General features: G+C 69.2%; 26 protein-coding genes, 1 tRNA gene and 1 pseudogene. 12 read left to right on the plus strand and 16 right to left on the minus strand.

The features are described from left to right. The first annotated feature begins 39 nt into the window (after window positions 1-39). The 11 genes from BM249_RS12305 (at window position 40) to BM249_RS12350 (ending at window position 4,649) form a co-directional block, all read left to right on the plus strand. Window positions 40-633 (plus strand): hypothetical protein, encoded by a 594-nt coding sequence (locus BM249_RS12305; protein ID WP_091972200.1) that lies wholly within the window; start codon window positions 40-42, stop codon window positions 631-633. Continuing rightward, the gene (locus BM249_RS12310) at window positions 633-863 is read left to right on the plus strand and encodes a hypothetical protein (RefSeq protein ID WP_091972202.1); all 231 of its coding nucleotides are present in this window, start codon (window positions 633-635) and stop codon (window positions 861-863) included. Before BM249_RS12305 ends, BM249_RS12310 begins: the two co-directional genes overlap by 1 nt. Next, window positions 860-1,999 (plus strand): RNA ligase, encoded by a 1,140-nt coding sequence (locus BM249_RS12315; RefSeq protein ID WP_244528725.1) that lies wholly within the window; start codon window positions 860-862, stop codon window positions 1,997-1,999. Before BM249_RS12310 ends, BM249_RS12315 begins: the two co-directional genes overlap by 4 nt. Beyond that, window positions 1,996-2,238: a hypothetical protein gene (locus BM249_RS12320; RefSeq protein WP_091972204.1), complete on the plus strand. Its 243-nt coding sequence runs from the start codon at window positions 1,996-1,998 to the stop codon at window positions 2,236-2,238. Before BM249_RS12315 ends, BM249_RS12320 begins: the two co-directional genes overlap by 4 nt. Then, entirely contained in the window at window positions 2,235-2,453 is a 219-nt protein-coding gene (locus BM249_RS12325) for a hypothetical protein (RefSeq protein WP_091972206.1), read from the plus strand. Before BM249_RS12320 ends, BM249_RS12325 begins: the two co-directional genes overlap by 4 nt. Window positions 2,454-2,464: 11 nt before the next feature. Next, complete coding sequence (locus BM249_RS12330; protein WP_091972208.1) at window positions 2,465-2,743, plus strand: hypothetical protein; 279 nt, start codon at window positions 2,465-2,467, stop codon at window positions 2,741-2,743. Between the two features lie 79 nt (window positions 2,744-2,822). Then, window positions 2,823-3,215, plus strand: a complete 393-nt coding sequence (locus tag BM249_RS12335) for a hypothetical protein (protein ID WP_143103755.1) — start codon at window positions 2,823-2,825, stop codon at window positions 3,213-3,215. Between the two features lie 30 nt (window positions 3,216-3,245). Continuing rightward, a complete protein-coding gene (locus BM249_RS21320) occupies window positions 3,246-3,566 on the plus strand; it encodes a hypothetical protein (RefSeq protein ID WP_143103756.1) in 321 nt (106 codons plus the stop codon). Continuing rightward, a complete protein-coding gene (locus BM249_RS12340; protein WP_091972211.1) occupies window positions 3,566-3,826 on the plus strand; it encodes a hypothetical protein in 261 nt (86 codons plus the stop codon). The genes BM249_RS21320 and BM249_RS12340 overlap by 1 nt, the downstream gene beginning before the upstream one ends. Before the next feature lies 1 nt (window position 3,827). Beyond that, entirely contained in the window at window positions 3,828-4,172 is a 345-nt protein-coding gene (locus BM249_RS12345) for a hypothetical protein (RefSeq protein WP_091972213.1), read from the plus strand. A 273-nt stretch (window positions 4,173-4,445) separates the two neighbouring features. After that, window positions 4,446-4,649, plus strand: a complete 204-nt coding sequence (locus BM249_RS12350; RefSeq protein WP_342029857.1) for a hypothetical protein — start codon at window positions 4,446-4,448, stop codon at window positions 4,647-4,649. On the opposite strand, the gene BM249_RS21705 is transcribed toward BM249_RS12350, so the two are convergent. From BM249_RS21705 to BM249_RS21710, 15 genes are all read right to left on the minus strand, one after another. Next, a complete protein-coding gene (locus BM249_RS21705; RefSeq protein ID WP_177232403.1) occupies window positions 4,646-4,819 on the minus strand; it encodes a hypothetical protein in 174 nt (57 codons plus the stop codon). The two genes, BM249_RS12350 and BM249_RS21705, sit on opposite strands and share 4 nt — an antisense overlap. A gap of 251 nt (window positions 4,820-5,070) precedes the next feature. Next, window positions 5,071-5,625 (minus strand): hypothetical protein, encoded by a 555-nt coding sequence (locus BM249_RS12360; protein ID WP_091972219.1) that lies wholly within the window; start codon window positions 5,623-5,625, stop codon window positions 5,071-5,073. 325 nt (window positions 5,626-5,950) lie between these two features. Beyond that, a tRNA-Met gene (locus BM249_RS12365) sits at window positions 5,951-6,027 on the minus strand. Window positions 6,028-6,148: 121 nt separating this feature from the next. Then, window positions 6,149-7,390, minus strand: a complete 1,242-nt coding sequence (gene trpB / locus BM249_RS12370; protein WP_091972221.1) for a tryptophan synthase subunit beta — start codon at window positions 7,388-7,390, stop codon at window positions 6,149-6,151. Between the two features lie 150 nt (window positions 7,391-7,540). Then, the gene (locus BM249_RS12375) at window positions 7,541-8,188 is read right to left on the minus strand and encodes a phosphoribosylanthranilate isomerase (protein ID WP_091972222.1); all 648 of its coding nucleotides are present in this window, start codon (window positions 8,186-8,188) and stop codon (window positions 7,541-7,543) included. A 5-nt stretch (window positions 8,189-8,193) separates the two neighbouring features. Further along, window positions 8,194-8,565, minus strand: coding sequence for a lipopolysaccharide assembly protein LapA domain-containing protein (locus tag BM249_RS12380; RefSeq protein ID WP_091972224.1), 372 nt, complete (start codon window positions 8,563-8,565; stop codon window positions 8,194-8,196). Window positions 8,566-8,600: 35 nt separating this feature from the next. After that, window positions 8,601-8,918, minus strand: coding sequence for an integration host factor subunit beta (gene ihfB / locus BM249_RS12385; RefSeq protein ID WP_091972226.1), 318 nt, complete (start codon window positions 8,916-8,918; stop codon window positions 8,601-8,603). A gap of 46 nt (window positions 8,919-8,964) precedes the next feature. Further along, the gene (sppA, locus tag BM249_RS12390; RefSeq protein WP_091972228.1) at window positions 8,965-9,951 is read right to left on the minus strand and encodes a signal peptide peptidase SppA; all 987 of its coding nucleotides are present in this window, start codon (window positions 9,949-9,951) and stop codon (window positions 8,965-8,967) included. 376 nt (window positions 9,952-10,327) lie between these two features. Next, window positions 10,328-12,058 (minus strand): 30S ribosomal protein S1, encoded by a 1,731-nt coding sequence (gene rpsA / locus BM249_RS12395; protein WP_091972231.1) that lies wholly within the window; start codon window positions 12,056-12,058, stop codon window positions 10,328-10,330. A 282-nt stretch (window positions 12,059-12,340) separates the two neighbouring features. After that, complete coding sequence (locus BM249_RS12400) at window positions 12,341-12,898, minus strand: hypothetical protein (RefSeq protein ID WP_091972233.1); 558 nt, start codon at window positions 12,896-12,898, stop codon at window positions 12,341-12,343. 210 nt (window positions 12,899-13,108) lie between these two features. After that, window positions 13,109-13,822 carry a DUF1013 domain-containing protein gene (locus BM249_RS12405; RefSeq protein WP_091972234.1) on the minus strand — a complete coding sequence of 238 codons (714 nt, stop codon included), beginning with the start codon at window positions 13,820-13,822 and terminating at the stop codon, window positions 13,109-13,111. A 221-nt stretch (window positions 13,823-14,043) separates the two neighbouring features. Then, entirely contained in the window at window positions 14,044-14,988 is a 945-nt protein-coding gene (locus BM249_RS12410) for a ribose-phosphate pyrophosphokinase (protein ID WP_056097113.1), read from the minus strand. Between the two features lie 136 nt (window positions 14,989-15,124). Beyond that, window positions 15,125-15,352, minus strand: coding sequence for a DUF4170 domain-containing protein (locus tag BM249_RS12415; RefSeq protein ID WP_091972236.1), 228 nt, complete (start codon window positions 15,350-15,352; stop codon window positions 15,125-15,127). A gap of 150 nt (window positions 15,353-15,502) precedes the next feature. After that, window positions 15,503-17,155, minus strand: coding sequence for an exodeoxyribonuclease VII large subunit (gene xseA, locus BM249_RS12420; protein ID WP_091972238.1), 1,653 nt, complete (start codon window positions 17,153-17,155; stop codon window positions 15,503-15,505). Between the two features lie 95 nt (window positions 17,156-17,250). After that, window positions 17,251-17,406: a hypothetical protein gene (locus BM249_RS21710; protein WP_177232404.1), complete on the minus strand. Its 156-nt coding sequence runs from the start codon at window positions 17,404-17,406 to the stop codon at window positions 17,251-17,253. Between the two features lie 215 nt (window positions 17,407-17,621). Between BM249_RS21710 and purD the strand changes: the two genes are divergently transcribed. Beyond that, entirely contained in the window at window positions 17,622-18,905 is a 1,284-nt protein-coding gene (purD, locus tag BM249_RS12425; RefSeq protein ID WP_091972240.1) for a phosphoribosylamine--glycine ligase, read from the plus strand. Between the two features lie 303 nt (window positions 18,906-19,208). Here purD and BM249_RS12430 read toward each other — a convergent pair. Then, window positions 19,209-19,496: pseudogene (locus tag BM249_RS12430) on the minus strand (porin family protein); the annotation flags it as partial.

Consider the following 19,496-nt stretch of genomic DNA (forward strand, 5'->3'; position numbering starts at 1 on the left):
TGGCATTTTGGTCCTGGGATCACAGGACGGGTGGGACGCATGTCGAAGAAGCTGGAATTCATGGTCACGGGGGTGCACGTCCCCAAGGTCTGCTTCAGTGCCCGGGTGCTCGTTAGCCCGGACGGGCTGCAGCAGGTCAAGGCAAGCGCCCTCGACATGGGGCAGATCTATCTGCGTCCGGGCGAGGTTCTTGAGATCGATGCCCAGGACGTCGACGGCGTCCGGCAAGCTGTTAGGGTTTCGGACCCTCACGCCAAGTCGACCCGGGATGCGTGTCTCTTTGGGTGGAGTGAGTTCGCCGGCGACGTCACGATCTATGCCGATGAGACCGACCTGCTTGCCCGGATTGCCTATCTCGTTCCGGCGGCCCTTCGCGGGCAAGGCCCTCAACATAAGGGGGCGGAAGGTGAGAGCGGAGGCGTCTTTCTCGACGCCAAGCACCTCAACTCGATCCAGGTCGGCGGCGTGCAGGTCTTCTTCAACCGTGCCCGGGAGAAGGAGGAGGACGAGCCGGAGGGGGAGCCCAAGGGCAAGAAGCGCACCTTCGACTATGAGGCCGACGCTGACCTGAAGGCGCCGCCCGGCATCTCGATCCGCGACCTGGAGCGGCTCGGCAGCCGCGTGAGGTCCTGATGGCCCCCCGCGCCGAGATCACCCCCGAGCTCCGGGACCGCCTCCACAGGCGGTTCCCCCGCTGCCCCCGTTGGCAGCCCCCAGCCCCCGAGCCGGCGGCCGCCCCGTGGGAGCTGATCCGCTCCGTCCTCGCGCAGGGACGCAAGGACGGCCTCGATGACACCCAGATCGCCGGGGGCGTCTACGCCGCGCTGGCGAGCCATGGGCTCCTGACGGGAGGCCGGGCGTGAGCGAGGCTTCCATCGTTCACCCCGCCCGCGCCATTCCCTTCGACGACTTGATCGATGGCCTGGAGCGCGCCCGTCATGACGCCCTCGTCAGTCGGAAGGTGTGCCGGTCGACCGGGCTGGTCCTCTACTGTTACACGCAGCGCTGCGTGTACGACCACGGCTGGGACCGGTACTCTCTGCTGGCTCGGGGCCTCATCATCGACCCGGCCGCCGGCGTCGTCGTCGCGACGCCCTTCCCCAAGTTCTTCAACATCGGCGAGCGTCACGCGACCGTCCCGGACCTTCCGTTCGAGGCGTTCGAGAAGCTCGACGGCAGCCTGATCATCGCCTTCCATCACTCGGGCAAGTGGCGCACCGCGACCAAGGGGGCCTTAAACAGCTCCCAGGCCGTGTGGGCCCAGACGCGCCTCGACGCGATGGACACCTCACGCCTGGTGCCCGGGACGACGTACCTGTTCGAGGCGATCTACCCGGAGAACGTCATCGTCGTCCGGTACCCGGAGGCGAGCCTGTCGCTGCTGGCTGCCTACTTCGCCAACGGACGCGAGATGCCATCCGACGTCCTGGACATGGTCGGTTTCGTGATCGGGTTCCCCGTCGCAGCGCGCCACGCCTTCGCCAGTCTGGCGGAGATGGTCTCGACCGCGACGGACCTGCCCCGCGACCGCGAGGGCTTCGTGATCCGCTTCGCAGACGGCACCAGGGTCAAGGTCAAGGGTAACGCGTACAAGAGCATCCACGGCCTGATCAGCCGATGCACCCCTCTCGCGGTGTGGGACGTCATGGCCGCCGGCGGGGATCTCGAAGAGATGCGCCGGGACCTGCCCGAGGAGTTCTGGGCCGACTTCGACCAGATCGCCAAGATCCTGCAGGCGCGGTTCATCAGGTTGGCCGCGAGCGTCTGCCATGCCGCCGAGGATGCCGCCGGCCTCACGGACAAGGAGCTCGGCCTGCGCCTGTCCGAGGTGCCCGATCCGATCCGCCCGTTCCTGTTCCCGTTCCGGAAGGCCACCACCGACGAGACCCGGGAGAAGCTGCGGCTTGCCATGCTCCGGACGATCCGTCCGAACGGGAACGTGCTGGATGGCTACGTGCCATCTTACGCGATGGGCCGCGTCATGGATGACGCCGCATGACCCGCCGCGCGCTCCACGGCCTGCCACGCCCGGCCGCCGCCGCGTTCCGCCGGAACGTGACGCTGGCCCGTGCCGGCGAGGCTTCCCCCGAACTCGCGGCCGCCTTCGAGGCCGTGGGGGTCACCAACTTCATGCGGCCGTCCGTGACGGTGTTCGACGACGTGGCCGATGTGCTGCCCCTCATGAGAGCGGGTGAGCGCACCGAGGTCGAGGCCGCCCTGTTCGGAGGCCTGCAGTGAGCTGGGATCCATCACCCATCAAGCTGACCTACGGCGACCTCGACCGCCCCTACGAGGAGGGGGCCGCCGAGTACCAGGATCTTATGGAGAAGCAGGTGCGGCTCTGGATGCTGGAGCGGTGGCGGGCATTCCAGGCGGTCCAGGCGATGAAGGCCGCCCCCGAGGCGGAGAAGACCCCGGCGGGCGAGCTGCCGGCGGTGGCGAGCTTCTGGTGAAGGAGGGGACGATGCTCAGCACAATCGGGAAACTGGACCGGAAGGCGGGCCGCTGGGCCACGCGCGGGAAGCCCTGGCGCAAGAAGCTCGTGCTTGGGGTGTCGATCGGCATCGTCGCCGGTGGCTTCGGCGCCGTCATCCTCGGTCCGGCCTACGGCATTGCGGCCCTAGGCTGCCGGGGTGACTGGAGCGACAGCGGCCGCGAGTGGCGGTACCGCGCCGTCGGAGGCTGCCAGGTCAAGGACAAGGGCGGCTGGATCCCTGCCAGCAACGTCAGGGCGGTGGACTGAGCCATGGGCGCGATGACCACCATCCGCATGGCGATGAGCGGCCCCCCCCGGCGCCCGGGGGGTGTTCGAGACGGCGCACGTGATCCCTGCCCCGGACGGGACGCACTCGATCGACTTCGCCACCCTCATCCCGATCGAGGGCGAACAAACCTGGGAGGCCATGTACGCCGCCTGGGGCTGCCGGTCCCTTGGATGGGACTACCGGGTCGTCTCTGACGTCTCGGATGTCTTCGAGTTCACCTTCGAGGTGAAGGGGACCAACGCCTCTGCGAAGCCAATCCTCGCGGAGATCGCCCGTCGCTACCCGAGCTTGGTCGCCGCCTTCCGCATGGTGTCCGACAGCGAGGGGTTCGCCGCCACGGGCGTCATCGCGGGCGGTGAGCTCACCTTCGCGGAGTACCCCTGGTCGGAGGCGTTCTTCGCCCTCGTCGAGGGCCACCCCTACGGCGAATGGCCTGAGGAGGCCGCCTGACATGACGACCCTCTGGCACAAGGACCGCCTGTGGCCGTCCGAGACCTCCCCCATCACGGGCGGTCCCCTCCCCGGCGCGATCCCGCCCGGCATCTACGCCGAGAGCGTCAAGGACTGGGAGCGCCTGCGGGCGAAGAGCTTCCCCCCGGGCTCGACACCATCCGCAAGGTCGGCGTCTCGAAGGTCGCCGGCATCGCCCCGGCCGCCCTCATGATGAACGTCGCCACCCCGGACCAGCTCGCCTGGCTCAAGGCCAACGAGAAGGTCGAGATCCCGGCGCCGGTCGAGCCGGCGGTGCGGCTGGCGGTGTTGGCCGGGGCGCCGTTCGCCATCCTGGGGAGGGCATCCTGATGCGCTGGGTCGAGACGGGTCCCGGAGGACGCCAGAGGTTCAGCGGCGAGAAGCCCGTGGCCCACGTCCTCACCTTTCATCCGCGAGACCTGCGCCCGGGCAAGCCCGCCTGGGAGTGGGGACTGAACCTGCCGAAGGTGCCCGGCCTCGAAATGGAGGGCACCTCGGCGACGGAGGCCGAAGCCAAGGCGGCCGTCGAGGTCGTGTGGACCGCATGGCTCGAACTGCTCGGGCTGCAACCGATCCCGGGGAGAACCTGACATGACGACCATCTGGCTCAAGGCCGCCTACACCCGCGAGGACCGCGACCCGAAGACGGGCGACTTCCTGCCCGGCGCGGTCCCCCCGGGGATCTACTGCGCCGACGAGGCGTCCTTCGAGGCCTTCAAGGAGGGCGTCCGGGCGAAGGGCAAGGTCCTCTCCCCGGGACTGGACGGCCCCGGCTACGAGGGCCTCTCGGTCCGGATCGCCACCCCCGAACAGGTCGCCCTGTTCACAGTGAGCGCCGTCGACGACCCGGGCCGACGTCCGCAGCGGCCGCCCCAGGTGGCGGGCAACCGGCAGGCGAAGCGGGCGGCCGAGGCCAAGGCACGGAGGCGGGCATGATGGATCGAGACGTCATCCACGAGGCGGGCCACCACTACGTCGTCCGAGTCCCCAAGCACCCGGGGCGTCCCGAGCGGTACGAGATCCGCCGGTCGGGGATCGTCTCGGACAAGACGCTAGTGCGCATTTCCGGACAGGACGCATCGGAAGCTGCGATCGCCTACGTCGACCGCCTCAAGGCCCGAAACCCCCACGAAATGACGCGTCCAGGGATCGACTCCTCCACGAATCAGTTCTCTATCTGTTCTCATGAGCGAATCGGTGGAGCGGATCTTGGACGAGCTGGAACGGACCTACCTGGAGGCCTCGGACGGTGACGCGCGCGACGCCCTGAGGCGGGCGCTCGGGGACGCCCTGACGGAGATGGCCACCATCTCGGGACAGGTCTCCCGGGGCTTCGTGCGGGCGCAGCGACCCGCCGACCTGGCGCGAAAGCTGGGTCCGGAGCGCCGGGCGCGTGAGGCGTCCCGGGGCTAGGCGTGGTGGTCGGGATCCTTCTGAGGAGGGATCGCCCTCAGGTCAGCGAAGCACTGGTAGGGCCGCGTGAAATCCCGATCGCCGGCGCCATACATCACGCTGCGATCGACGCGGCGATCCTGCATGATGAACGCGCGGTCGGCCTGCAGCTGTGTGACGGCGTCGGCCATCGTGAGTCCCTCCACGTAAGTGTAGAGGGTGGGGCGCTCGAAGATCTCCTGCAGCCGGACCCGTCTCTCCGGAGGGGTCGGGTCCTTCCGAAGCGCGAGGTAGCAGAGGTCGTGGACTTGCTTCCAAAGCGCGTGATTTTCGGCGGAGACGAGTGGGGTCGGATGCCTGCTCATCCAGCCACGATGACAGACGCGCGTTCAGGGAGCCCTAAGCCGGTCCGTCGCATTCGACCGATCGGCCGGCACGCCCCTCACATGGCGGCATGCCGATCGCACCGGGTCCGCCCTCGCCCGTCCCGCCGCAGCGTCCCGGGTGCCCCGCAGGCCTCGCAGGTCCGGAGCGCGGCCTCCTGCGCTGGCGCCTTGATCTCCCCGACGCTGTCGAACTCAGCCTCGATCCACCGGCCGGTCGGGTAGACCTTGGCGTCGAGGCCTCCGAACTTCTCCCGCACGAGGGGCACCACGACCGACATGCCGGCGAGCCGATCCAGCAGGGCTTCCAGGAGCAGCTGCCAGCCCACGCCGACGGTGACCTCGGCGTCCCCGGCGAGCACCGGGTACCGGGCCTTCAGGTCCTCGACGTCGACCCGGCGCATCAGGATCTCGGCCTCGATCGCGGCGGCCTCCGCCTCCCGGTAGGCAGCCTCTGCCGCGGGCGCGTCCGGAGCCCCGGCGGCGGCCAGGTCCCGCGCCCGGCGGCCGAGGCTCCAGACCTCCACCGCGGCGCGGTCCTCGGGGGAAAGCCGCGCGAGGCGCTCATCGCGGGACGGGCGGGCTTCGGGCGGGAGGGTGGTGTCGTCGGGCATGCACCGAACCTCGCGCCGCCGTAGCCCGAGGGCAAGCCCGGGCGGATGCGCAGGGAGGGCGAGTAACTCATGGGTGAGGCAGTTCGCGCCCATCCGGTGGATCTGCCTCGTATATGAGGCAATCTGGACGGGGCCCGGGCGGGGCTTGGCACTGACACCTGTGGATGGGATCGTTGGGATTGAACGCGTCCGGATCCTGAAATCGCGGCGCGAACCTCCGGAATGATTTCAAGGGTCGCAGCCCGAGAACAGCCCGAGAACCAAAAAGCCCCGGACCAGGGGTCCAGGGCTCGAAGGCTAAGTCGCTCTAGCGACTAGGGAAACTTGGTAGCGAGGGAGAGATTTGAACTCCCGACACAAGGATTATGATTCCTCTGCTCTAACCAACTGAGCTACCCCGCCATGTCGCCGCTGCCGCGAGAAGTCCGCTGCGCCAGCGAGATCGGCGGAATAGGAAATCCGCCTCGCGGTGTCAACGGGATTTTCGCGATGGAGCGTTGGATATCGCTGCCTTGGCCCTCGCTCAGAGACGGGTGCCGAGGATCTCGGCCACCTGCGGGATGTCCTTGTCGCCGCGGCCTGAAAGATTGAGCACCATGAGGTGGTTGGCCGGCTTCCGGGGCGCGAGGTCCAGCACCTTGGAGAGGGCATGGGCGGGCTCCAGGGCCGGGATGATGCCCTCCAGCAGGGAGCACAGCTTGAACGCCTCGAGGGTCTCGGAATCCGTCGCCGACAGGTAGGTGACGCGCTTGGCCTCGTGCAGCCAGGCGTGCTCGGGGCCGATGCCGGGATAATCGAGGCCCGCCGAAATCGAATGGGCGTCGGCGATCTGGCCGTCGCCGTCCTGCAGCAGGTAGGTGCGGTTGCCGTGGAGCACACCGGGCTTGCCGCCCGACAGGGAGGCGGCGTGCAGACCCGAGGCGATGCCGTGGCCGGCGGCCTCGACGCCGTAGATCTCGACGCTGGAATCGTCGAGGAACGGATGGAACAGGCCCATGGCGTTGGAGCCGCCGCCGATGCAGGCGATGAGGGAATCGGGCAGGCGCCCTTCCATCTCCTGCATCTGCTGCTTCGTCTCGCGGCCGATGATCGACTGGAAATCGCGCACCATGGCGGGGTACGGGTGCGGGCCCGCCACGGTGCCGATGCAGTAGAACGTGTCGGCGACGTTGGTGACCCAGTCGCGCAGGGCCTCGTTCATGGCGTCCTTGAGGGTCTTGGTGCCGGATTCCACCGGAACCACCTCGGCGCCGAGCATCTTCATGCGGAACACGTTGGGCGCCTGGCGCGCCACGTCGACGGCGCCCATGTAGACCACGCATTTGAGGCCGAAGCGGGCGCAGAGGGTGGCGGTCGCCACGCCGTGCTGGCCGGCGCCCGTCTCGGCGATGATACGCGGCTTGCCCATGCGGCGGGCCAGCATGATCTGGCCGAGCACGTTGTTCACCTTGTGCGAACCGGTGTGGTTCAGTTCCTCGCGCTTGAAGAACACCCGGGCGCCGTGACCCGGCGCCGCCTTCGCGCGCAGGTGCTCGGTGAGACGCTCGGCCTCGTAGAGCGGGCTCGGACGGCCGACATAGTGGGTCAGGTGGCTGTCCATCTCGGCCTGGAACGCCGGATCGGCCTTGGCCGCCTCGTAGGCCGCCTCGAGGTCGAGGATCAGCGGCATCAGGGTCTCGGCCACGAAGCGTCCGCCGAAGATGCCGAAGCGGCCGCGCGCATCGGGGCCATTGCGGAACGAGTTCGGAGGGGGAGCGAGGGTCACGGGGGAGGTCCTTGGATGTTCGGGCGAGGAGCGGCGCGAGGACTCGACGGGAGCCGAGCGCCTGCGGCGAAACATCCGCCTGATCTAGACCCGCGCTTCCGGAGCCACAATGCGGCCAACCCGCCGCGCCGTGAAATCGCCGGGTGCTCGTTACCCGACCGCCCGCGCCGCGGCCACGAAGGCGGCGATCCGGCCCGGATCCTTGGTGCCGGGGCCGCTCTCGACGCCGGACGAGACGTCGACGGCGCGAAGCCCCGTGCGGGCGAGCGCCGGCCCGACGGTCTCGGGGGTCAGTCCCCCGGACAGCAGGGTGCCCTCGGGCAGCCGGGTGCCGGTGAGGAGATCCCAGTCGAAGGCGTGGCCGTTGCCGCCGGGCAATGCCGCGCCGGGCGGGGCCTTGGCATCGAGGAGGAGGCGGTCGGCGGTGTCCGCATAGGCCGCGACGGCGGCGAGGTCGGCCCGCGTCGCGATGCCCAGCGCCTTCATCACCGGGCGTCCGGCGAGGCGGCGCAGCGCAGCGACGCGTTCGGGCGTCTCGCGCCCGTGGAGCTGAATCCAGTCGGGATCGGTGGCGGCGACCACGGCCGCCAGAAGGGCCTCGTCGGGATCGACGAGGAGAACCACCCGCTGTGTTCTCCCGCGCGCCAAGGCCGAGAGGTCACGCGCCGTGTCGAGGTCGACGTGGCGCGGGCTCTTGGGGAAATGCACGAACCCGACATAGTCGGCCCCGGCGTCGAGGGCCGCCGCGAGGGTCGGCCCGGTGCTCAGTCCGCAGATCTTGACGGCGATGGCGGGCATCGGCCTCAGCGCGGCGCCGGCAGGGCGACGCGGTCCGAGGCGTTGCGGTAGATGCCGTTCGGGCCTTCGTTCGTGGGAGGCGCGTAGGTCTTCAGGCGGGCGGTTTCGCCTTCGAGGCGGCGGATCTCGCGGCGGCGCTCGGCGCTGGTGCGGCGGGTGCCGGCCTGACCGAGCCATGCGCCACAGCCGCCGAGCAGCACGCCGAGGCCGACGGCGATGAACAGGAGGGCGTAGAGGGGCAGGGTCACGCTGAAGACCGGCATGTCGGGTGAGAACGGATCGAACGACAGGCGCACCGCCTCCCGGTTCGCCACCGCCAGGGCGACGACGACCACCGCGATGGGAAGCAGGACCAAACCCTTGAAGAAGCGGATCATCGAAGCACTCCGGTCGTCTCGTTTCGTCTGTCGGCTCAAGAAACGGCGCTGGCCGCCTCTTCCGCACCGATGCCGGCCTCGTTGAGGCGCAGGCGCATTTCCTTGCCGGTCTTGAACACCGGAATGGCCTTCTCCGACACGGCAACGGCCGCACCCGTGCGCGGGTTGCGTCCGCGCCGCGCGTCCCGCCGCTTCACCGAGAAGGCGCCGAACCCACGCAGTTCCACCCGGTCGCCGCGCGCCAGGGCATCCGCGATGGTGTCGAGGATGGCGTTGACCAGGGTCTCGACGTCACGCTGGTAGAGGTGGGGGTTCTGCTCAGCGATCTTGAGCACGAGCTCCGACTTGATCATGCTGCGGCCTTCACGACGTCATGAACGGTTTTCGCACACGGGCGCCTCACCGAGCCGCGTCGGCCGGGCCGGGGCGCCACACGGCGAGGAGGCCGCCCTGGGTCAAGCTGGCCGTTTCGTCGCCGGCCTGTCGCAGGCGGGTGGCGAGACCGTCGAGGCCGACGAGATCGGCCCCGAGGCCGAGGGCCGACCACAGCTGGAAACCGCCCTTGGCCTTCGGCTTCCAATCGATCACCGGCAGGTCCTTGGCGACGCCGCGCTCCGATTCGAGCCAGGCGATGGCCTGGCGCTCGCCGCCGACGCCATCGACGAGCTTGAGGGGCACACTCTGGCGCCCGCTGAACACCCGCCCGTCCGAGACCGTGGCGAGTTCCTTCTCGTTCATCTTGCGCCGCTCGGAGACGAGGCCCTTGAACCACGCGTAGGTGTCGCCGACCACGGCGGCCAGTGCCGCACGGGCCTCCGGCGAGGTCGGGGTGAAGCCCGACGGCTCGGCCTTCAGGGGCGCGGATTTGATGGATTCGACCTTCACCCCGACCTTGTCGAGGAGGCTCGATACGTCGGGATACTGGAACAGCACGCCGATGGAGCCGACGAGGGCGGTTTCCCGCGCGACGATGTGGTCGGCGGCAATGGCCGCGATATAGGCGCCCGACGCGGCGGTGCCGTCGACGAAGGCCACCATGGGCTTCTTTTCGGCGAGCGACCGCAGGTTGCGGTAGAGTTCCTCCGAGCCCGTGGTGGTGCCGCCGGGCGACGAGATCGAGATCACCACGCCCTGGACGGCGCTCGCGTCGCGCACGCGCTCGATGAGCTTGGTGGTGGATTCGGCCCCGGCGATGAAGCCCCCGATGGAGATGCGGGCGAGCTGCGGTCGCACGGTCCCGAACGCGAAGGGCTCGGCGCCGCCCCGGGCGCGCAGGCCGACGGCGCCGACGGCGAGGACGAGGCCGCCGATACCCACCACCCGCCACAGGGAGAGCTTGCGGCGCAGGCGCCGGCGATCGATCAGGAGTTCGGCGTCAGCGGCCATGCGATGGTTCGCTCCCTCGCGCACCGACCGTTCCCGGCCGTGATGGATGGGCCGGGCTCGCGGCGTCCGGCTCGGACGCGGTGCGAGGCGGGCCCCAAGACCTCGCGCCATCCGTCGCCGGAAGGCCCCAAGCCCTTGCCCTGCCTCGCATCCTCGGCGTGGGTGTTCTAGCCTTGCCCGCCACGGACCGGCAAGAGGGGACGGGGCTGAGACAGGCTCGGAATTCGCAAGTCTTCCCGGTGTCGGCCATAGTCCTCGGGACGCGTTTGCAGTCGCGAACACGAAAACGCCCGCGCGAGGTTCGATCCCCGCGCGGGCGTTGTCAGGTCAGGTCCCCGGGATTTGGTGAAATCCCGGGGTCGATCGCCTTAGACGATTAGTCCTGAGCCTCGTCCTTGTCGTCGCTGGTGCGGGCCTTCTTGAAGGCCGCGCCCAGGATCTCGCCCAGGGAGGCGCCGGAATCGGCGGAGCCGAACTGGGCCATCGCCTCCTTCTCCTCGGCCATTTCGAGGGCCTTGATGGAGAGCTGGACCCGGCGCGCCTTGCGGTCGAACTGGATCACGCGGGCGTCGAACTTCTCGCCAGCGGCGAAGCGCTCGGGGCGCTGGTCGCCACGGTCGCGGGCGAGCTCGGCCCGGCGGATGAAGGTGGTGAGGTCGGTGTCGACGATCTTCACGTCGACGCCCGAATCCTTCACTTCCGTCACTTCGCAGGTCACGATCTGACCCTTCTTGAGCTCACCGGCCTCCGTGAAGGGGTCGCCGCCGAGCTGCTTCACGCCGAGCGAGATGCGCTCCTTCTCGACATCGACGTCGAGAACCTGAGCGCGGAGCATGTCGCCCTTCTTGAACTCTTCGATGACCTGCTCGCCGGGACGGTTCCAGTCGAGATCCGACAGGTGGACCATGCCGTCGACATCGCCGTCGAGGCCGATGAACAGACCGAACTCGGTCTTGTTCTTGACCTCGCCCTCGACCTCGGAGCCGACCGGATGCTGCTCGGCGAAGGCCTCCCAGGGGTTCTGGAGGGTCTGCTTGAGGCCGAGCGAGATACGGCGCTTGACGGGATCGACTTCGAGGATCTGCACTTCCACTTCCTGGGAGGTGGAGACGATCTTGCCCGGATGAACGTTCTTCTTCGTCCAGGACATCTCGGAGACGTGGATCAGGCCCTCGATCCCCGGCTCCAACTCCACGAAGGCGCCGTAGTCGGTGATGTTGGTGACGCGACCCTTGAGCTTGGCGTCGACGGGGTAGCGCTGGGCGATGCCCTCCCACGGATCGGCCAGCAGCTGCTTGATGCCGAGCGAGATGCGGTGGGTCTCGTGGTTGATCTTGATGATCTTGACCTTGACCGTCTGGCCGATGGTCACGACCTCGGACGGGTGGTTCACGCGGCGCCACGCCATGTCGGTGACGTGGAGCAGGCCGTCGATGCCGCCGAGATCGACGAAGGCGCCGTACTCGGTGATGTTCTTGACGACGCCGTCGATGACCTGACCCTCTTCGAGGTTGGCCACCAGCTCGGAGCGCTGCTCGGCGCGGCTCTCTTCGAGGACGGTGCGGCGCGACACGACGATGTTGCCGCGGCGGCGATCCATCTTGAGGATCTGGAACGGCTGGGGCGTGCCGAGCAGGGGCGTGACGTCGCGCACGGGGCGGATGTCGACCTGGGAGCGCGGCAGGAACGCCACGGCGCCGTCGAGGTCGACGGTGTAGCCGCCCTTGACCTGGTTGAAGATCGCGCCGGTGACGCGCTCGTTGGCCTCGAAGGCCTTCTCGAGCTTGACCCAGCTCTCCTCGCGGCGCGCCTTGTCGCGCGAGATGACGGCCTCGCCCAGCGCATTCTCGATGCGGTCGACATAGACCTCGACCTCGTCGCCGACGGCGAGATCGCCTTCGCGGCCGGGGCCGTTGAATTCCTTGAGGGCGACACGGCCTTCGGTCTTGGCGCCGATGTCGATGACGGCGACGTCCTTCTCGATCGCGACGACGCGACCCTTGACGACGGAACCTTCGGTGATCTCGTGCTGGAGGAAGGACTCCTCGAGCAGGGCCGCGAAATCGTCGCGGCTCGGGGTACGCTGCAGGGCGTTACCAGCGGTCATTCTGTCTCCTGACAGGCCTCCTCGGAGGCCGGCGTCGGCGGTTCGTGTGACGGGACACCCTCGGCGATTGCCGCCCCCGGCCCATGATGGGGACCGGATGGGCTCACCCCCACGCGGAGGGCCGACGCATTTCGAAACGATGGTCGAGGGCCATTCTCCAATGGGGGGCGGAGCCGGACGAAAACGCCCGCACCCTCGTCGAGGTCCAATCGGAGAACCCCGGTTGCTTATCGGATCGCGTCGATTCCGGCAAGATGGTGCGTCCGCCGAGGGCGCTGCCCGTCAGGCCGGCGCCGGGCCGGTCCGTCCCGTGTGGCGCAACCAGATGGCGGAGGCGACGGCCAGGGGTTCGAGGGGCAGCCGCACCGGCCCGTGCCGCTTACCCAGCAACTCGATGCCGGTGAACCGGACCTCGCGAATCGACAGCCAGGCGCCGAACGGAAAGGTGGCGTCGGTTCCCTGTCGCGGGCCGAACCGATCCTCGAACGCGAGGGGGTCGACCATGATCTGATCGTAGTGCGACAGGTGGTCCGTCATGGAAACCTTGGAGCGGAACAGCAACCGGTCGCGGTGGAACGACGAGAAGCACGGCTCGAATTCGGTCAGGGTCAGCCAGAGCTTGCCGCCGATGCGCAGGTAGGGTGGGTTGGGGCCGTCATGGCCGAAATTGCCGCGCGTCCAGCCGGCTTCCGTGATGAGGGATTCCGCGAGGGTCGTCGGTGCTCGCACGCGGGCGGCATCGACGGACGAGGCGTCGACGGAGATCGAGGCCGGCGCTTCGATGCCTCGCGGATCGGGGGCCGGTCCCATTTCCTGTCCGGTGCCCTGCACGGTCATCATCGTCCCTGAGACTACGCCCTCGCCGTTCGAGGGGAAGCAATATTACGCATTTTTCAAAATTTTCGACCAAAAATGAGAGCGCTCTCCCATTATGTTGCCGCTCGCCGATGGCTGAGCGGCGGGGAGATCGGGCCCGGGGAAAAGAAAATCCGCGCCGGGGTTCCGGCGCGGATCGGGTCGTTCGGGCGCGAAGAGCGGTCGCCGCGCGGATCAGTCCTCGTCGTCCTCGTCGTCCGTGTTGCGCATGCCCTTGAGCTTGGCGAACACCGAATCAGCGTTAAGCTTCTCGTCGCGCACGCTGCGGTGATGGTCGTCGGTCTCGGTGTAATCCGTCGCCGTGGAGATCTCCGTCGGCAGCAGGGTGGCACCGCCATCGGCCGGGAGATTGGCGGGGCGATCCTTGGCCGAGCGCTGCACCTCGAAATCGAGGTCGATCTGCGTGCACAGGCCCAGGGTCACCGGGTCCATGGGCTGGAGCGAGGCGGAGTTCCAGTGGGTGCGCTCGCGGATCTGCTGGATCGTCGACTTGGTGGTGCCGACGAGGCGGATGATCTGCGCGTCCTTGAGTTCCGGGTGGTTGCGCAGGAGCCAGAGGATGGCGTTGGGGCGATCCTGGCGGCGCGACAGGGGGGTGTAGCGCGGACCCTTGGTGGTGCGCTTGACCTCGGGCAGCTTCACCTTCGAGACGGCGACCTTGAGCTTGTAGTTCGGCACCCGCTGCGCCCGCTCGATCTCGTCGCGGGTGAGCTGGCCCGTGGTGATGGGATCGAGGCCCTTGATGCCGGCCGCGACCTCGCCGTCGGCGATGCCCTTCACCTCGAGGGGATGAAGCTTGCAGAACTCGGCGATCTGCTCGAAGGCCAGGGACGTGTTCTCCACCAGCCAGACGGCGGTGGCCTTCGGCATCAACGGGCCTTGGGACATCGGACAACTCCAACGGTTGGGGCGGGACGGGCGTCGGGGCGCCGCCGACGTGGCGCCGCTCGCTCCGGCCTTCGACTGGCCGGCAGCATCCCGTCTCAACGCTGCAATAGGGGAGTTGCGTCTATACAGGCTGCGACGGGGGATGCGCAATTGCGATCACGCGCATGGCGCCCGGCCCCCGTCCCGTCTTCTGCGGCAACCGCCGCCCCGGCGGCGAACCGTCAGGTGAACAGGCTCGACACGCTCGATTCCGTCGCCGTCCTGCCGATGGCCTCGCCCAGCAGCGGCGCGATGGTGGCGACGCGGATGTTGCGGGCGAGCTTGACGGCTTGCGTCGGCTGGATCGAATCGGTGATCACCAGCTCCTTCATCCGCGATGCGGCGATGCGCGACACCGCGCCGCCCGAGAGCACGCCGTGGGTGATGTAGGCCGACACATCCTTCGCGCCGGCATTGAGCAGGGCCTCGGCGGCGTTCACCAGGGTGCCGCCGGAATCGACGATGTCGTCGACGAGGATGCAGGACCGGCCCTCGACCTCGCCGATGATGTTCATCACCTCCGACTCACCCGGGCGCTCGCGGCGCTTGTCGACGATGGCCAGCGTCGCGTCGATGCGCTTGGCGATGGCGCGGGCGCGGACCACGCCGCCGACATCCGGCGAGACCACCATCCAGTCCTTGGGGTCGAGGCGCTCCTTGATGTCGCGCACCTTCACGGGGGCGGCGAACAGGTTGTCGGTGGGGATGTCGAAGAAGCCCTGGATCTGGCCGGCATGGAGGTCCAGCGTCATCACGCGGTCGGCGCCGGCCTCGGTGATGAGGTTGGCGACGAGCTTGGCCGAGATCGGGGTGCGCCCCGAGGTACGCCGATCCTGGCGGGCATAGCCGAAATACGGGATCACGGCGGTGATGCGCCGGGCCGAGGAGCGCCGCGCCGCGTCGATCATGATGAGCAGTTCCATCAGGTGATCGTTGGCGGGAAAGGACGTCGACTGGACGATGAACACGTCCTCGCCGCGGACGTTCTCCTGCAACTCGACGAAGATCTCCATGTCGGCGAAGCGCCGGACCATGCATTTCGCCAGCGGCAATTCGAGATACGCCGCGATGGCCTCGGCGAGGGGGCGGCTGGCATTGCCGGCGATGATCTTGATCGAGGACTTCATGCGGAGGTTACTTCTCGCGATCCTTCGCCCGCCGAACCCTCAACCAAGTCGTTGAAACCGGGAGCCGTTTTCGGACGGGGTGCATACCAGCGGACGGGGGGGCTCACAATGCCCGCCCGCCTTCCGCTTCACGGGATCAGGGTTCGAGCAGGCGATGCAGGTGGACGATGAAGTAGCGGGTCTGCGCGCTGTCCACCGTGGATTGTGCCTTGGCCTTCCAGGCGGTCTGAGCCGAGGCGTAGTCGGGAAAGATGCCGACGATGTCGAGGCCCTTCACGTCGCGGAAGCTCACGCCATCGAGATTCTCGAGTTCGCCGCCGAAGACGAGGTGAAGCTTCTGCGCACTGTCGATCGTGTTGGTCATCGCGGCTCCTTCGCGCGTTTCGCGGGTGGCCCGAGATCGGGAAACGCGCGAAACACAGGGTCGTGCCGCCGTTCGCAAACGTCGCGCCATTCGTCAACCCGTGGAGGGGCATGGCCCATCGGCGCCGTACGAAGGCCCCGGCGCCCTGCGTCATCCCTCGAACAGAGAGCCCTGGATCAGGGGCTTGACCGCCGGCTTTCGCGGGGCGCGCTTCGGGCGCGCCGGCGCGGGCGGCGAGGCCCCCTCCCCGGTCGGCGCGCCGTCGCGGGGCGCGATCCGGGCGGCGACGGCGCCGTCGGCGAATTCGAGGCTCACGGTCCCGGCCGAATTCGCGGCGGCGGCGGTGCGGATGGCCGCGCCCGAGTCGTCCCGCACCAGGGCGAAGCCCCGCGCCAGGACCGCGCGGTAGCTGAGGGAGCCGAGCAGGCTCCCGAGGGTCTCGATGCGGTCGCGCCGCCGCTCCGTGAGACGGGCGCCGGCCCGGTCGAGGCGCGCCTGGAGGGCGTCGAGGCGGACGCGGCTGCGCGCGCCCTCGGCGGCGGAGCGCGCCAGGGTGGCGTCGCGGGCGACGACGAGGCGGCGGCCGAGATAGGCGAGGGCCTCGGCCCGGTGGCGGGTGCCGTGGCGTAGCGCCGCTTCCGGCCGGTCGCCGAGGCGGGCGAGGCGCCCCCGGGCTTCGGCCAGCGCCAGGGTCGGCGGATGGCGCACGAAGCGTTCGACGAGGCGCGAGACCCTGAGGCGATGCACGCGGGCGTTGCCCGCGAGCGCTGGCCCGAGGCGGGCTTCGGCGAGGTCGAGGCGCTGGCGCTTGCCCGCCAGGAACGCATCGACGCCCGGCATCGCCCGGACGAGGGCGCGCAGGTCGCTTCCCTCCCGGTCGAGCTTGCGCTCCACGGCCTCACGCTGGCGGCGACCGAGGTCGGCCACCTCGGCGAGGAGGTCGGCCCGGACCGGCACCGCCATCTCGGCGGCGCCCGTGGGCGTGGGGGCCCGCCGGTCGGCCACGAAATCGATGAGGGTGGTGTCGGTCTCGTGCCCCACCGCCGAGATCAGGGGGATCGTGCACTCCGCCGCGGCGCGCACCACCGCCTCCTCGTTGAAGGCCCACAGATCCTCGATGGAGCCGCCGCCGCGCGCGACGAGGAGCACGTCGGGGCGCGGGATCGGCCCTCCGCGCGGGAGCGCGTCGAAGCCCCGGATGGCGGCGGCGATCTCCTCGGCCGCCCCCTCCCCCTGAACCCGCACGGGCCAAACGAGGACCGGCCGGGGAAAGCGGTCGGCGAGGCGGTGCAGGATGTCGCGGATCACCGCGCCCGTGGGCGAGGTCACGACGCCGACCACGCGGGGCAGATAGGGAATCGGCCGCTTGCGGTCGGACGCGAACAGACCCTCGGCGGCGAGCACCCGCTTGCGCTCCTCCAGGAGCGCCATCCAGGCGCCGATGCCGGCGGGCTCCAGGGTCTCGATGACGATCTGGTAGGAGGACTTGCCCGGAAACGTGGTGATCCGCCCGGTTGCGACGACCTCCAGGCCCTCCTGTGGCTTCTGGCGCAGGCGGGCGAAGGTTCCCTTCCACACCACGGCGTCGATGCGCGCGGTGCCGTCCTTGAGGGAGAAATAGGCGTGGCCGGAGCCGTGCTGGCCGCGAAACCCCGAGATCTCGCCGCGCAGGCGGACGTGGCCGAAGGCGTCCTCGAGGGTTCGTTTCAGGGCGGAGGCGAGGTCGCCCACCGACCATTCGGCGACATTCGAGACGGCGGGTGCGCCGGTCTTCGCGGCGGAAGGCGGGGGAGGAACGGCCATGGCGGCGGACGCTAGTGAAGGCCGCCAGGGAGGTAAAGGGCGCACCCGCGCGGCGCTTCGGCCGTGAACGCTGGATGTCCTGGTCGAAGGTCGCTTTAGAGGAAGACCGACAGGATCAAGGCCATGCAGGCGGTCGGGAGGGCGCCCACCGCCAAGGCCCAATACCAGCCCGGCGCGTTCTGCGGGCGGCGATTGTCGTTGCAGGCCCGGGCCGGCATCCGACCTTTGATCACGTACCGCGTGGCGCTCACGCCCCGAAGCCGGGGCCGGGCCATCGAAGACGGGAGGGATTTGCGACAGCCTGGCATGATCTCTTTTCAACATCGGTCGCCACCTTACGGTTCCGGCTCGCTTCGAAAGAAATCTCGTGACGCGGCGGTGGGGTGGGACTCTTCCCATGCAAAGGCGCGCGGCGCGTCCGAATCCTTCTTTTCAAGCGGCCGCTTTTGAGGAAGAGCTTGGCCCCATGAACATCCTCCTCATCGGCTCCGGGGGGCGCGAGCATGCCCTCGCCTACGCCCTCGCCAAGAGCCCCCTCTGCGATCGCCTCTTTTCCGCGCCGGGCAATCCCGGAACGGCGGCCTTCGGCCAGAATCGTCCGGACCTCGATGTCGCCGACCATGCGGCGGTCCGGGCCTTCTGCGCGGCGGAGGCCGTCGGCCTCGTGGTGATCGGCCCCGAAGTGCCCCTGGTGGCCGGCCTCGTGGATAGCCTCGCGGCGGCCGGCATCCGGGCCTTCGGGCCGACGAAGGCCGCCGCCCAGCTCGAAGGCTCGAAGGGGTTCACCAAGGATCTCTGCGCCGAATGCGGCATCCCCACCGCCGCCTTCGCGCGGTTCACCGACCGGGACGCCGCCCTCGCGTATTTGACGGAGCGCGGTGCCCCCATCGTGGTGAAGGCCGATGGCCTCGCCGCCGGCAAGGGCGTGGTCGTGGCCGAGACCCTGGAGCAGGCGCAGGACGCCGTCCGGGCGATGCTCGGTGAGCCCGGCGCCGAGATCGTCATCGAGGAATGCCTGTTCGGCGAGGAGGCGAGCTTCTTTGCCCTGTGCGACGGCACCCGCGCCGTGCCCGTGGGGACGGCGCAGGATCACAAGCGGGTGTTCGACGGAGATCGCGGCCCCAACACCGGCGGCATGGGCGCCTATTCGCCCGCCACCATCCTGACCCCCGCCCTGGAGCGGGTGGTGATGGAGACCATCATCGCCCCGACGCTCGACGGCATGCGCGCCCGTGGCATCCCGTTCACCGGCATTCTCTATGCCGGGCTGATGCTCACGGCCGACGGCCCCAAGCTCATCGAGTACAACACCCGCTTTGGCGATCCGGAGGCACAGGTGCTCATGCCACGTCTCGCCGGCGACCTCGTCCCGGCCCTGCTCGCCGCCTGCGACGGCGACGTGTCCGGTGTCGCGATCCCGTTCGACGAGAGTCGCGCCGCCCTGACGGTGGTGATGGCGGCGGCCGGCTATCCCGGTGCGGTCATGCGCGGTTCGGTGATTCGCGGTATCGCCGAGGCCCAATCGGATGAGAACGTGATCGTGTTCCAGGCCGGGACCCGGGCCGAGAACGGGCAACTCCTCGCCGATGGCGGCCGGGTGCTCACGGTGACGGCCCTGGGTTCCTCCATGCTGGAGGCCCAGGCGCGCGCCTATGCCGCCATCGCCCGGATCGACTGGCCGGAGGGGTTCTGCCGCCGCGACATCGGCCGCCGCGCCGTGGCCCGCGAGGTCGCGGGCGGGGGAATCTGAAGCCGCGAGCGCTGCCCTCCCGCGCTCGCGGGCGGCGGCACGGATCTCTTTCGCGGCCCCATCCCCAACGGAGCGTGCACCCGGCGCGTAGGCCGCCCGTCCGTGCCCTGCTCGGATATCGTCGCTCTTGTCCGCCGTCATTGACAGCGCCGCCGGGACTTCCAACGGATCGAGACAGACAAAAAGCGACACCCCGAGGATCTCTCCTCGGGGTGTCGCCTCGGCACAAGCGGCCAGGTGATCGGGGCTGGGGACGCTCAGGCCGAGCCCGGAACCTCGCGGTTCCGGGATGTCCCGCAGATCCTAGTAGGAGCCGAACTTGTAGTTCAGGCCGGCGCGGACGACGGCGAACTCGGTGTCGCGGATCTGACGGCCGCCGGAGACGAGGGCGACGCCGGGGCTGTTGGTGGTGATGACGGTGCCGACGTTGTTGACCGCGAAGGCGCCGTTGTTGCGGTTGCCCTGGTCGAGGTTGACGTACAGACCTTCGACCTTGAACGTCACGGCCGAGGACTTGAAGAAGTTGAAGAACGAGTCCGTCGGGAGAGCGTACTCGATGCCACCGCCGGCGGCCCAGCCGGTCTGGAAGCT

The organism is Methylobacterium gossipiicola, assembly GCF_900113485.1.
GTDB classification, from domain to species: Bacteria; Pseudomonadota; Alphaproteobacteria; order Rhizobiales; family Beijerinckiaceae; genus Methylobacterium; species Methylobacterium gossipiicola.